The following is a 14,219-nucleotide window of genomic DNA, read 5'->3' as shown; positions in this document are numbered from 1 at the left end:
AATGAAAAAAAGAGTATTATCTTTATTATTGTGTCTATCTATTGTTAATTTTAATGGTGGCATATTGCAAAAAAATGTAAAGGGGGAAGAAAACACCCAGAATTATGTTGAAATAGATGAAAATATTACAATTCAAGATGTTTCAGATGAAGTCAAAGATGATATACAAGCTATAGTTATATCTGACAATATAGAAAATCAAGATGTAAGGCAATTAAATGAGGTAATGGACAATGGTACAGGAATCATTGTTGATAATATGAATATAAGTGATGTTCAAGAGTATTTTGGAGCGGATGGCACTAGTGAGTATGAAAATGAAATAGGATGCTATGTGTATAAAGATGGTGAAGATGTCAATGTAATTCCGATAGAGGCTAGTATAGTTGTTGATGAAAATTTGAAAGAAAACGTGACAGACAGTGATTATAGAAAATTAAAAAATAAAGTGGAAATAGATTATGAGCAGGTGATAGAGGACTACTCAAATTTATCAAATGCAGAAAAAATATCAAATGTGGAAAAGGAAGCATTGCCTGCATTACAGGGATCAACAGACATAGGTTCGGCATTTGTTGATAGTAATAAATTTGTGTATTTTTATAAGAAGGGTGATTGTGGAGGAACAGGAAAAACATACAAGTATAGTAGGAAAAGTAAGCTTGATTCCTGGTCTGTAATGGGAACATTAAGTTTCAGTATATATGCAATAAAAGTTAAAACTGCTGGTAATAAAACTTATGACAATGTTTTTGCAGTAACAATAGCTACTCCATGTGAGGGAAAAGCAGTAGCAAAATATTATAATGGAATAAGCTTTAATGAAGATAAAAAATGTAGCATTATTGATTATACAGAACCTGATGGTAATGCAGATGAATCAGTTTCAGGATCAATAGGCACGGGAATAGATAGTAATGGTGGTGTAACAAATACTTATACTATTAGTTATAGTTACAATCCAGGGGGTATGCTAATTACTCCAAAATTGTATAAAAATAGAGTTAGATGGATATGTGATCCAATGAGCGACAGAAAGTGGAATAAATCATGGAAAATAAATCCAGGAATATTATTAAAAAAATCGAATGGAAAATCTTCGGAAGTTACAGTTACATCATATGTAAGTTACTTTCAAATTTTTGGTGGAGTAAGAACTTATACTATTGAAAAAACAGTTAGTTGTAGCATTAAATTTAAAAACCATAAGAAAGTATAGTGGCAAATTATATATTGTCAAATAAAATAGTAGAAAGAGGGTTTAATAATGGAAATTGGAAGTATAATTTTTGATTTGAGAAAATCAAAAAAATTATCACAAAGGCAACTATCAGAAATAATAGGAGTTTCTGAAGAAACGATAGACAAATGGGAAGAGGATAAAGAGCTGCCAGATATTGCATCACTTATTGCAATTAGCAAATATTTTGGGGTTACTGTGGACTACATATTAAAGGGAGAGGAAAAAAATAAAAAGAACTTTATTTTGGCAACAGCATTTAATTACATTGGCTGGATAATAATGTTTTTTGATGCATTTCATACATGGAAATGGCAGCCGGATGTGATGACAAATGGCATGGTCATCGTGAAAGTAATTTCTGTTATTTTCATGATAGTGGGAACAATGATTTTCTTTATGTCTAAAAACGAGATTAAATATGATTACATAAAAAAATTTCTGAGATTAAATATTATCGTTTATGCAAGTCTCGGCTCTTTGATTGTGTATTTGTTAAATATTCCATATTTATGGACATTAATAGTTTATGCAATTATTGTTTTAGTTGTGGAAATTATTTTAACAATTAAAAAGTAAATTTGTAGTAGGATAAACATATAAAGACAGGGCTGTCGTTAGTGCGACAGTCCCTCTTGTTATGAAAGAATAAATGTTGAAGGTATTAAATAAAAAAATTATAGCAGTAATAATTTGTATTTCCCGAGATTAGAAAATATTATGAAGAATTTTTAGGTAAAAAAGAACATTTTGCAGTAGTGGCTTATGATAATAGTAAGCCAATAGGAACAGGTGCAATTTCATTTTATAAAGTAATGCCGACATACCATAATGTTACAGGCGAAAAAGCATATATAATGAATATGTATACAGAGCCCGAATATAGAAGGAGAGGGATTGCTACGAAGATTCTTAAAATGTTAATTGAAGAAGCAAGGAAAAGAAACATTGTTGAAGTAACTTTGGAAGCAACAAAAATGGGTAGGAGTTTGTATGAAAAAAATGGTTTTAATGTTATGGAATCTGAAATGGAGCTTAAATGAAATTGATTTAAACACAAAAAGTGGAAAATAATATGTTTTATTCAGAAATACAAATAAAAATGACCGTTTGTCGAAAAGTTATGGAAAAAAATAATAGACTAGTCAAAGAACGAAATGGATTCAGTTGATGGTGGAATTAAAGGAAATAATACATGAAATTTTTTAATATTGAATTTAAAGGATATCTTAAAGATATTGATGCTTTACCTAAAAATGATTTGGCGAAAAAATATAATAGATTAGAAAATAGCAATGACATAAATGAAATAATGAAACAAATATATATATATGCGATACCTTTAGGAATTTTATTTATGTATTTCGTTATAACTTTTACATATTATGTAGAGCTTGACATAATTTGCTTTTTCCTGGTTTTGTTCTTGAGCTTGATAATGATGCCTATTCATGAATTATTACATGCAATAGCTATGCCCTGTAAATCAAAAAAATATATATATTTTTTCTCGCAAGGGATGTTGGCAACAACTACAGATATAATAACCCGTAGACGATATATATTTATGAGTATACTCCCTAATATGGTTTTAGGAATTATTCCTGTAATATTATATATTGCAGCTGTTAATGCAAATTGTAAGATATCTCCGGGAATTTTATGCTTTGGAGTACTAGAAATATGTTGTGGAATAGGCGATTATTGGAATGTATTTAAGGTATTAAATGTTACTCCTGAAAAATGTCAGTTGTTTAATTCAGGTGTTAATACTTTTTACATAGGTAAAAAATCGGATTGTGAGCAATTAAAGATTATAATAGCATTTATTTCATTAATTATTACTGTTGCCATAGGAACAAGTTATTTGCTAACAGAAAATGTTATTTTTCTCTATTTATTGCTTGTACCATTCGCTGCATTTTATATGATTGAAAATAAACTATCAATAATTATGAGATATAGTATTGTAATTTTTATTATTGCAATAAGTATTATATTATAATTGTTGAATTATAATGACTTTGAAAAAATTGAGGTAAAAGAATGATAAATAGAAAAAATAAAAACAGGAGTATGCCGGAGAAAAGGAAATTGATTATGGAAATGTTGGTGGATGCGGATTTAACATCCCAACGGATATGAATGGCAAAACATATGAAATATCCCAGGCCTATGGAGATGAAATTTTTCCGTCTAAAATTATTGAAATAGATGATAATGATTGGTCGTGTAAATCATACGATTTTGACCGAACAAATATAACTGACTTAGCCGTGATCAATAAGTATGTATATGCTATTAGTAATTTAAACGGAGTTATATACATAGAAAAGTGTCCTATTAATGGTGGAAAAAAAGATATAGTTACTATGAAAGAGGAGGTTGAAGACAGTACAGGAATTTATATATATAATGTAGGAGATACTTTATTATATGGAATTTTGGAAAGCAGTTTAAGTTTATATAAAGTAAAGCTTTAATGGTTATGCAAGTTATAGTTCGAAAGTAGAAGTAGGTTCAGTCAAAGCAGCTTAAATCCGAAAGCAGAACTGCTATTTTTGGTACCGCAGTGCTTAATTGTTACAAATAAGGTATCCCGGAAGTAAATATTTAATATACTACCGGGACTTTTTTTGGTATACTAATAAGATAAGGGTCATTTTTTAATTATAATTTGACAATAAAACAAAATAATATATAATATATGCGAGTATTGCAGGTTATTATGGAGGTAACATGAAGGAATATATAGATAATTTTTGGCATTACAGATATTTGCTGAAAGAATTAGTAACAAAGGGTATTAAGTTAAAGTATAGAAGATCATATTTAGGATTGGTGTGGACATTGTTAGAGCCGTTGCTTACAACAATGGTACTTACAGTTGTGTTCGGAAAGATATTAGGAAAAGGTGATGCAACATATCCTGTTTATATTTTGTGTGGACGTCTGGTATTTAGCTGTTTCTCCAGCACAAGTAAAATTGCCATGCGTTCCATAAGAGCTAATCAGGCGATGATTAAGAAGATATATGTACCTAAGTACCTGTATCCGTTGTCAGCTATTATATATAACTACATTTTGTTCTTACTGTCACTTATAGTGCTTGCAGCATTGTGTATAGTATTAAGAGTAAGAATGACATGGCACATAATCGAGATATTTATACCGCTAACCATATTACTTATTTTATGCGTTGCGGCGGGACTGATATTGTCTACAGTGTGTGTATTTTTTAGAGACTTAGAATACCTTTGGGAAGTAGTTATAATGCTTGTTATGTACTGTTCAGCTATTTTCTATTATGTAAATACACTTAATTCAGGTATTACTTTGGCATTACAGTTCAACCCGATATATTGTATTATTAGTAATTTCCGATGTATTTTAATGGAGCAGGGGTCTATATTTACAAGTGTAAGCTATGGATTCTCAAATCTGTTTATGATGATATATTCATTAATATTCAGTATTGTGGCACTGATAATTGGTATGTATGTATTTAAGAAGCATCAGGATGAATTCATCTTGCACATTTAGGAGGCGTTATGGAAAAGTATGTACTTGAAGTTAATAATGTCAGCATTCGTTTTAATTTAAGTAAAGAAAAAGTAGACAATTTAAAAGAATTAATATTTAAAAAAATAAAGGGCGAAAAGATTCGTTTTAACGAGTTTTGGGCTGTAAAAAATTTAAGTTTTAAACTTGAAAAAGGTGACAGATTAGGTATTCTGGGACTTAACGGTGCAGGAAAAAGTACCATATTAAAGATTATTGCCGGGGTGTACAAGCCGACTACCGGTGAAGTGGTAAGACGGGGACATATTGCCCCGCTTCTTGAGTTAGGTGCAGGTTTTGATCCAAACTATACAGGAAGGGAAAACATTTTCTTATACGGTTCGGTGCTTGGATTTTCACGTAAATTCCTAGAGGCTAAATATGATGAAATTCTGGAATTTTCAGAGCTTGGGGAGTTTATAGATGTACCTATTAAAAACTATTCATCAGGAATGAAGTCAAGACTTGGTTTTGCCATTGCAACAGTAGTTGAGCCTGACATTCTGATTCTTGACGAAGTTTTGTCGGTTGGTGATGCCAGATTTAGAAGAAAGTGCGAAAAGAAGATGCAGTCTATGTTTGACCACGGTGTTACGGTTCTTTTCGTTTCACATAACTTAGCACAGGTACAGAGAATATGTAACAAGGCTATTTTATTAGACCATGGAAACCTTATTGCAAAAGGAGAAATGAATGAAATGGCTGAGTTGTACAGAAAGAAGATAGAAGGATAGAATTATGAGATATACAACAAAGGGAACATGCTCAAGATTTATAGATTTTGATGTAGAGGATAATAAAGTAACTAATGTAAGGTTTACTATGGGATGCAACGGAAATACTCAGGGGGTTGCAGCATTAGTGGAAGGCATGGACATTAACGAAGTAATAAAAAGATTAAAAGGTATTGACTGCAATGGCAGGGGAACTTCATGCCCTGATCAGCTGGCAATTGCCTTGGAACAGTATTTGGAGCAGAAATAATGTTAGGAATTATTGGAGCTATGGACATTGAGGTGGACAGCCTCAAAAACGAAATGGAAAATCCCGCCATTAATAAAATTGCAGGAATGGACTTTTATGAAGGTGTAATTGGCGGAAAAGATGTTGTAGTGGTAAAGTGTGGAATCGGCAAGGTAAATGCAGCTATGTGTACCCAGATATTGGCAGACAGATACAATGTGGATGCCGTTATTAACACAGGTGTTGCAGGTTCCCTTAATAACGATATAGATATATGCGACATTGTTATATCAACTGTGGCACAGGAACATGATATGGATGTAACGGCATTAGGCTATGAAAAGGGAATTATTCCGGATATGGATGTTTCTATATTTGAAGCAGACAGAAAGCTGGTGGAACTTACAAAAAAGAGTGCAAAGGAAGCAGGTCTTGATGTAAAGGTTTTTGAAGGTAAGGTTGTATCCGGCGACCAGTTTATAAGCACCCACGAAAAGAAGGAAAGCCTTAAGAACAGCTTTGGCGGTGACTGTGCTGAAATGGAGGGAGCTGCAATTGCTCATGTGGCAAGCCTGAATAACATTCCATTTCTTGTTATCAGAGCAATTTCTGACAAGGCAGATGGTGGCGCTCATATGGATTATCCCACATTTGAAAAGAAGGCAGCAGCTAATTCCATTTTGCTTTTAAATGAGATAATTAAAAACGTGTAGTATTGTGTACAGCGGCTTAGGACGGCTACGAATTTTTTAGAATAATTTGACGAACGATTACAAGTGCTTATGCCTCTGAAATGTGATATAGTAATTTTGGACGGGATGTCTTAAAACTATTTTATATTTGGGGGAATGAGCAATGTTAGAAGTTTACATAACTAAATTAGAAAAAGGGTTGGAGAGTGTGGCACCAACGGTAATGGATAAAGAGAACTTTCTGTTGATAATAGGAAGTCTTTTTTTATTAGGTGCTGTGACAAAATGGATAGTATGGCATCATTATGGGAAACTTATTAGAAGGGCAGAGAACATGCAGCATACTAAAAATGCAACTATCCGTCAGATTAAAAATAAGTATGAAGGTATCCGGCAGGTAAACGGAGAATTGCCTAATACTCTTTTGTTTGTAAAACATTATGTTAACAAAAGTAAACTATTCTATATACCAATTAGAAAAATTGATAATATTATCAGGTATTGTGTGGTTTTAATTATGGGATTTACAGCTATAGCCGGATGGTATTTATACAATAATTCGGCACAGAAAAATGTAGCATTTTCCTATGTACTGGCTGGAATTTTTGTGGCACTTAGTCTTGAAATGACAGACCGCATGGTTAATGTAGAGGATAGAAAGTCAGAGCTTGCATATTCTGTGGCGGATAATCTTGAAAACAGTGCCAGATATAAGGGCGTTGTTACTGAAAATACTGAGAATATATTGGATAATAATGATATAGATGTGGAATATAATAAAAATATGCCTGATAATCAAGAATTTTCACCATCTAAAATAGGTGAAAATGATAGTGAAGAGCAAATATTAAACCAAGTTATTGGAGAATTTTTACAATAATGTGTAGGATTTTCATAATTATTGGATTTAGTCTTGCTAAAAATGTTTTCTAAGCCTATAATTAAGGATGATTTTGGAGAAACAACGGAGGAAGAAATATGTCTAAAGTAACGCTTGATTGTTCAAAAGTTAAATCATTTATCGGGGATGACGAGTTGACAAGCATGAAGGATATTGCAGAAAATGCAAAGAAAGTATTAGTTGAAAAGACTGGAGCAGGTAATGACTTTCTTGGATGGATTGACTTGCCAATAGATTATGACAAGGAAGAATTCGAGAGAATTAAAAAGGCGGCACAGAAGATTCAGAGTGATTCAGAGGTTCTTATTGTAATAGGAATTGGTGGCTCATATTTAGGCGCAAGAGCTGCTATCGAGTTTCTCAGACATGGTTTCTATAACAATGTCTCAAAGGAAATCAGAAAGACACCTGAGATCTACTATGCAGGAAACAGCATAAGCCCATCATACTTAAAGGCTTTACTTGATGTAGTAGGAGACAGGGATTTTTCTGTTAATATTATTTCAAAGTCAGGTACAACTACTGAACCTGCTATTGCTTTTAGAGTATTCAGAGAGAAGTTAGAGAAGAAATATGGCAAGAAAGGTGCAGCAGAGAGAATTTATGCTACAACTGATAAGTCAAAGGGAGCCTTAAAGGGACTTGCAACAGCAGAAGGTTATGAAAGTTTCGTAGTACCGGATGATGTTGGAGGACGTTTCTCAGTTCTTACAGCAGTAGGTCTTCTTCCTATAGCAGTAAGCGGAGCTGATATTGACCAGCTTATGGCAGGTGCAGCAAGCGGAAGAGAGAGAGCATTAAATAGCAAATTTGAAGATAATGATGCCATGAAATATGCGGCAATCAGAAATATATTATTAAGAAAAGGTAAGTCAGTAGAGATTGTTGCTAACTACGAACCAAGCCTTCATTATGTAGGTGAATGGTGGAAGCAGCTTTACGGTGAAAGCGAAGGAAAGGACAACAAGGGTATTTTCCCGGCAGCAGTTGACCTTACAACAGACCTTCATTCTATGGGACAGTTTATTCAGGATGGCTCAAGAATAATGTTTGAGACAGTTATCAACATTGAAGAAACTGACGCAAAGATTGAAATAAGTAAAGAAGCAGAGGATTTAGACGGGCTTAACTATTTAGCAGGCAAGGATATGGACTTTGTTAATAAGAGTGCCATGAATGGAACAATTCTTGCCCACACAGATGGAAATGTACCAAATATTATAGTAAACGTACCAAAGCAGAATGAGTTTTATCTTGGTGAGTTATTATATATGTTTGAATTTGCATGTGGTGTAAGTGGTTACATTTTAGGAGTAAATCCTTTCAACCAGCCTGGTGTAGAAAGCTACAAGAAGAACATGTTTGCACTTCTTGGTAAGCCGGGATTTGAAGATTTAACAGCACAGTTGTTAAAGCGTCTATAATAAAAACTTAGATGTGATATATATAAATAAATGAGGCTTCCCTTCAGATGTAGTGAATACATCTGAGGGGAAGCCTTTTTGGATGATAAGTTATTTTATAAGTTTATAGTTTTGCCAAATCTTCCTGTGCTACAAGCTTGAAACCTTTGCTGCTAAGAAGGGATGAAACTTTTTCGTTTTCCTGTACACGGAAAATCATTAAAGCATCATCAGTATTTCTTGTTACAAAGGTGTAAGCGTAATCAATGCTAACCTTAGCATCTGCTAAAACATTAAGGACTGCAGCCATTTCTCCCGGCTTGTCAGCAATTCTAATGCCAATAACCTGTGTAAGGTTACAAATCCAATCATTATCCTTTAAAAGTGTTACTGTATCAAAAGGTTTATCAACTATAATACGAATAATACCATAGTCGCTGGAATCTGCAATTTCAAAGGCTCTGATATCTATGTTATTGTCTGCCAGAAAGTTTGTAAAATTTGCAAGATTTCCAGGTTTATTTTCTACGAAAACTGAAATCTGATTAATGTACATAAGTCTACCTCCTAAATTTTTCGTTTATCAATTATGCGGACAGCCTTACCTTCTGAACGGGTAATGGACTTTGGCTCCACAAGTTTAACCTTGGCATAAATTCCCAGCATGCTCTTAAGGGCTGAAACAATATCTTTTTCCTTCTTTTCAATGGAACTTACTGTATCTGAGAACATTTCCGGTGTCATTTCAACACGAACTTCCATGGTATCGCTGTTATTTACACGGTCAACAATAAGCTGGTAGTTAGCAGGCATACCCTGTTTAATAAGAACTTCTTCAACCTGTGAAGGATAAACATTAACACCCTTTATAATAAGCATGTCATCAGTTCTACCCATTAATCTGTGAATACGTGCATGAGTACGTCCGCAGGAACATTTTTCCCTTGTGATATATGTAATATCTTTTGTTCTGTATCTGATAATAGGGAAAGCCTCTTTAGCAAAGCTTGTAAATACAAGTTCACCAATCTGTCCGTCAGGAACAGGTTCTAAGGTTTCAGGGTCAACGATTTCCGGAATAAAATAATCTTCACAAATATGCATGCCATTTTGTGCTTCACATTCAAAAGCAACTCCCGGTCCTTCAATTTCCGTAAGACCGTAAATATCATATGCTTTAATGCCAAGCTTGCTTTCAATATCGTGTCTCATTTCCTCAGACCATGCCTCAGCACCGAAAATGCCGGCTTTTAACTTAACCTGATCCTTGAGTCCCCGTTCTTCAATGGATTCTGCCAAATATGAAGCATAACTAGGAGTACAGCAAAGAATAGTAGAACCAAAGTCAGTCATAAACTGAAGCTGTCTGTCGGTATTACCTGATGACATAGGAAGTGTAAGACATCCTACCTTCTGGGAACCACCATTTAAACCAAAACCACCGGTGAAAAGTCCGTATCCGTATGCAATATGGCATACATCTTCGTCAGTTCCACCAGCGGCAACAATGGCACGGGCACATCCGTCATACCACATATCAATATCTTTTTTGGTATAAAAGTCAACAACACGTCTTCCGGTTGTTCCTGATGTGGAATGGATTCTGATACAGTCCTTAAGTGGAACTGCCAGTAAACCATATGGATAAGCATCTCTTAAATCATCCTTTGTAATAAAAGGTAGCTTCGGTAAATCTGCTATGCTTTTAATATCGTCAGGTGTAACTCCTGCCTTGTCCATCAAGTCTCTGTAGTAAGGTACATTTTCATAAACACGTTTTACTACAGATACAAGTCCTTCATTTTGCCACTGCTCGATTTCCTCGCGGGAAGCAGTCTCAATATCTTCTTGAAAATATTTTCCCATTTTTGTAAATCCTTTCTCTCGGTCGTAAATATTTATAATATGATTTTACAATATTTAGGGTACTTGCGCAATAAACTTTTTTTAATATAAAAACGTTACAAAAACTCCTGAAAGATAGATTTCTTTTAGTAAAAAGCAACATTTTATGGTGCTTGAAATGGGCGTTTGAGCACTATAATAAAAATGTTTTTCTGCCCATAAAATCTAGTAATTCGTGGAGCTATATGGTATAGTGCAATTAAAGAAATTTGGAAGAAAATCACGTAACAAAATGTGTTTGAATAAAATTAGAATTTGGAGGCAACTAACATATGGAAAAAAGTTTAAAAGGTGTTCCGGTTGAAGGGTTCACGAAAAAGAGCCGTCAGGCGGCAGCAGAAGGAATTGTACTTCTAAAAAATGAAGACAACATTCTTCCATTTACTAAAGAAGATAAAATATCAGTATTTGGACGTCCACAGCTGGATTACTATAGAAGTGGTACAGGTTCAGGTGGAGCTGTAAATGTTGAGTATGCTAAAAATATAATTGATGGATTTAAAAGCAGTAATTTATCTATAAACGAAGAATTGGTTACAGATTATGTAAACTGGATTAAAGACCATCCATTTGATAATGGCGGTGGCGGATGGGCTTGTGAGCCATGGTTCCAGAAGGATATGGACATAAGCGTTGAATATGCCAAAAAGCAGGCTGAGACAACTAACAAGGCAGTTTATATTATTGGACGTACAGCCGGTGAAGACAAGGATAACTATAACGGAGCGGGAAGTTATCTACTTACAGATGAAGAGAAAGCGAATTTAAAGAATATTACAGAAGCATTTGATGATGTGTGTGTTATTTTAAACGTATCAAACATTGTTGATGTAAAGTGGATTAATAATGAGGAGTTTAAGGGTCACATTAAGGCGGCACTTTTTGTATGGCAAGGCGGAATGGAAGGCGGTGACGCTGTTGTAGATGTATTGTCAGGAAAGGAAACTCCTAGCGGAAAGATGCCGGATACAGTGGCATTTAATTTGGAAGATTATCCATCTTTTGAAAATTTCGGAAACCAGTTTACTAATCTTTATAAAGAAGATATTTATGTTGGTTACAGATATTTTGAAACATTTGCACCGGACAAAGTTGTATATGAGTTTGGATATGGATTGTCTTATACAACTTTTAATATTGAAACATTGTCAGCAAAAGCAGATAATGGAAAAATCAGTCTTGAAATCAAGGTGACAAATACAGGTGACAGGTATTCGGGAAAGGAAGTAGTTCAGGTATATTGTAAGGCACCACAGGGCAAGCTGGGAAAACCGGCAAAGGTTTTGTGTGGATATGAGAAAACTAAGTGCCTTAATCCGGGAGAAAGTCAGATTATAAAAATTGATGTAGATGCGTATTCAATGGCTTCTTATGACGATTCAGGAGTGACAGGTCACAAGTCATGCTATGTATTAGAAGCAGGAGATTACGAAATTTTAGTTGGTAACAGTGTTAAAAAATGCGAAAGCGTATTTACATATCAGTTAGATGACATAGTTGTAGTAGAACAGTTGTCAGAGGTTATGTGCCCGGATGATGATAATTTAACTATCTTAAAGCCGGGGGCAAAAAAGGAAGATGGAAGTTATGAGAAAGTTTATATACCTTCTCAGAAGCCGACAGTTGATTTAGGAAAAAGAATTGAAGAGAATCTTCCAAAAACAATGGAAATTACCGGTGATGTGGGAATTACCCTTCAGGATGTTCATGCAGGAAAAAGCAGTGTGGAGGAATTCGTTGCACAGCTTAGTGTGGAAGAACTGGCACAGATTGTCAGAGGTGAAGGAATGAGCAACCCACGTGTAACTAAAGGAACGGCTTCAGCTTTTGGTGGATTAAGTGATTCATTATTTAACTATGGTATTCCGGCAGCCTGTACGGCAGATGGCCCTAGCGGACTTAGAATGGAGGCTAAGGCTACACAGCTTCCTATTGGAACTGCTTTATCTGCATCATGGAATCCGAAGCTTGTAAGGGAACTTTATACCATGGAGGGAATGGAACTTTGCAGAAATGAAGTTGACACACTTTTAGGACCGGGAGTTAATATTCATCGTCATCCTCTTAACGGAAGAAACTTTGAATATTATTCAGAAGATCCTTATCTTTCAGGAACTATGTCAGTAGCATCTACAGGTGGTATTAAAGACGGTGGTGCCTGGGGAACTATCAAGCATTTCGCCCTTAACGGTCAGGAAGCACACAGATTTAAGATTGACGCAGTTTGTTCAGAAAGAGCTATAAGAGAAATTTATCTTAAGTCCTTTGAAATGGCTGTAAAGGAAAAAACGGTTATGACTCTTATGACAAGTTATAATCCTATAAACGGACATTGGGCAGCTTCAAACTATGACCTTTGTACAACAGTTCTTCGTGGAGAATGGGGTTATGAAGGTATTGTTATGACTGACTGGTGGGCAAAAATGAATGACGTTGTGGAAAAAGGTGAGGAATCAGGTCAGAAAACCCGTGATATGGTTCGCTCACAGAATGACGTTTACATGGTTGTCAATAACAATGGTGCTGAAATTAATTCAAATAATGATGATACAGAGAAGTCTGTTGAAGAGGGAAGACTTACAGTTGGAGAGCTTCAAAGAGCAGCAATTAACATTTGTACATTTATTTTGAATGCACCGGTTATTAATAGAGAGTTAGTTGATACTGACGTGGCTAAACATTACGGAGCAGTGACTGAGGATAAGGCAGAATATGATGTACAGAAGTTAGCAGACAGCGATAAGATTATGTTTGATGGCAGGAAAACTGCAACAATGGTTGTGGAAGATGAGGCAGAATATTCTATTATTGTGAATATTTCTTTTGCAAAATCAAATCTTGCCCAGTCAACGGTAAATGTTAATGCCAACGGTGAGACTATGGTTGTTATCCAGACTAACGGAACTGATGGTAACTGGATTACCCAGAAGTTATGCAAGGTTAAGTTAGACAAGGGCGTTTACAACATTGAACTGGAGGATGTTTTAGCAGGTATTGAAGTTAAGTACATACAGTTCAAGAAGATAAAGAAGCATAAAGGAAAATAATAATTGAAAATGTCATCTGAAAAATTTAATTGAAGCTTTAGGTGAAGATTCTGGGCGGAATTTTTAGTTGAAGATTTTAGATGAAAGTTTTAGATGGAGATTTAATGGTGGCTTAAAATATAGCTAAGCTGCGTTAAATATAAAGAATGAGAGCGAAAAAGCTGTTGCACTTAGGTGTGGCAGCTTTTTTGGTGGGAAGAAGGTGCAATTACCAGGAAAATGATGATTTTATATAAAAGTCCCGGTAGGAATCGCACCTTCGTCGGCTGAAATTGTTTGCAATTACCAGGAAAAGACGAATTTATGAATTGATTCCGGGTAATTAAAGGGTTAAAAACAACAATATGCGCAGCAAAGAACCGGGAAAAAGATATAAAATGCCAAAATCCACGTAAATACCGGTTGTATTAACCGGTGAAAAGGCTATTCATGCCAGGATATCTTTGTGAAATTGCTGTTTTCCGGGTTCAATTCATTGATTATAGCCTGTAAGGCGCCAATTTCTAC

General features: G+C 34.7%; 14 protein-coding genes. 12 read left to right on the top strand and 2 right to left on the bottom strand.

Features of this window, described 5'->3' with window-relative positions; all coding sequences use genetic code 11:
• Nucleotide 1 precedes the first annotated feature (1 nt).
• The 11 genes from Q5O30_RS03680 (at nt 2) to Q5O30_RS03630 (ending at nt 8,781) form a co-directional block, all read left to right on the top strand.
• The gene (locus tag Q5O30_RS03680) at nt 2–1,219 is read left to right on the top strand and encodes a hypothetical protein (protein ID WP_021952409.1); all 1,218 of its coding nucleotides are present in this window, start codon (nt 2–4) and stop codon (nt 1,217–1,219) included.
• Nucleotides 1,220–1,267: 48 nt separating this feature from the next.
• Nucleotides 1,268–1,819 carry a helix-turn-helix domain-containing protein gene (locus Q5O30_RS03675; protein ID WP_021952408.1) on the top strand — a complete coding sequence of 184 codons (552 nt, stop codon included), beginning with the start codon at nt 1,268–1,270 and terminating at the stop codon, nt 1,817–1,819.
• 128 nt (nt 1,820–1,947) lie between these two features.
• Nucleotides 1,948–2,283 carry a GNAT family N-acetyltransferase gene (locus Q5O30_RS03670; protein WP_302674560.1) on the top strand — a complete coding sequence of 112 codons (336 nt, stop codon included), beginning with the start codon at nt 1,948–1,950 and terminating at the stop codon, nt 2,281–2,283.
• A 152-nt stretch (nt 2,284–2,435) separates the two neighbouring features.
• Nucleotides 2,436–3,245, top strand: coding sequence for a DUF3267 domain-containing protein (locus tag Q5O30_RS03665; protein ID WP_021952406.1), 810 nt, complete (start codon nt 2,436–2,438; stop codon nt 3,243–3,245).
• A gap of 136 nt (nt 3,246–3,381) precedes the next feature.
• The gene (locus tag Q5O30_RS03660) at nt 3,382–3,723 is read left to right on the top strand and encodes a hypothetical protein (protein WP_021952405.1); all 342 of its coding nucleotides are present in this window, start codon (nt 3,382–3,384) and stop codon (nt 3,721–3,723) included.
• A gap of 256 nt (nt 3,724–3,979) precedes the next feature.
• Nucleotides 3,980–4,783 carry an ABC transporter permease gene (locus Q5O30_RS03655; protein ID WP_021952404.1) on the top strand — a complete coding sequence of 268 codons (804 nt, stop codon included), beginning with the start codon at nt 3,980–3,982 and terminating at the stop codon, nt 4,781–4,783.
• Between the two features lie 8 nt (nt 4,784–4,791).
• Entirely contained in the window at nt 4,792–5,535 is a 744-nt protein-coding gene (locus Q5O30_RS03650; protein WP_021952403.1) for an ABC transporter ATP-binding protein, read from the top strand.
• Between the two features lie 4 nt (nt 5,536–5,539).
• The gene (locus tag Q5O30_RS03645) at nt 5,540–5,785 is read left to right on the top strand and encodes a TIGR03905 family TSCPD domain-containing protein (RefSeq protein WP_021952402.1); all 246 of its coding nucleotides are present in this window, start codon (nt 5,540–5,542) and stop codon (nt 5,783–5,785) included.
• A complete protein-coding gene (locus Q5O30_RS03640; RefSeq protein ID WP_021952401.1) occupies nt 5,785–6,477 on the top strand; it encodes a 5'-methylthioadenosine/adenosylhomocysteine nucleosidase in 693 nt (230 codons plus the stop codon). Before Q5O30_RS03645 ends, Q5O30_RS03640 begins: the two co-directional genes overlap by 1 nt.
• A gap of 142 nt (nt 6,478–6,619) precedes the next feature.
• Nucleotides 6,620–7,336, top strand: a complete 717-nt coding sequence (locus Q5O30_RS03635) for a hypothetical protein (RefSeq protein ID WP_021952400.1) — start codon at nt 6,620–6,622, stop codon at nt 7,334–7,336.
• Nucleotides 7,337–7,434: 98 nt separating this feature from the next.
• Nucleotides 7,435–8,781, top strand: coding sequence for a glucose-6-phosphate isomerase (locus Q5O30_RS03630; RefSeq protein ID WP_021952399.1), 1,347 nt, complete (start codon nt 7,435–7,437; stop codon nt 8,779–8,781).
• Between the two features lie 103 nt (nt 8,782–8,884).
• Here the strand turns inward: Q5O30_RS03630 and Q5O30_RS03625 are convergent, their stop codons facing one another.
• On the bottom strand, nt 8,885–9,316 hold the full coding sequence (locus Q5O30_RS03625; RefSeq protein WP_021952398.1) for an ACT domain-containing protein: 432 nt from the start codon (nt 9,314–9,316) through the stop codon (nt 8,885–8,887).
• An 11-nt stretch (nt 9,317–9,327) separates the two neighbouring features.
• Nucleotides 9,328–10,626 carry a phenylacetate--CoA ligase family protein gene (locus Q5O30_RS03620; protein ID WP_021952397.1) on the bottom strand — a complete coding sequence of 433 codons (1,299 nt, stop codon included), beginning with the start codon at nt 10,624–10,626 and terminating at the stop codon, nt 9,328–9,330.
• Nucleotides 10,627–10,937: 311 nt separating this feature from the next.
• Here Q5O30_RS03620 and Q5O30_RS03615 point away from each other — a divergent pair, with 311 nt between their 5' ends.
• Nucleotides 10,938–13,712, top strand: coding sequence for a glycoside hydrolase family 3 C-terminal domain-containing protein (locus Q5O30_RS03615; RefSeq protein ID WP_021952396.1), 2,775 nt, complete (start codon nt 10,938–10,940; stop codon nt 13,710–13,712).
• The last annotated feature ends 507 nt before the right edge of the window (nt 13,713–14,219 follow it).

The sequence above is a fragment of the Eubacterium sp. CAG:161 genome (genome assembly GCF_000432355.1).
Lineage (GTDB): Bacteria > Bacillota > Clostridia > Lachnospirales > Lachnospiraceae > Eubacterium_G > Eubacterium_G segne.
The sequence above is the reverse complement of the archived record's forward strand: the minus strand, read 5'-3'. Positions and strand labels throughout refer to the sequence as shown.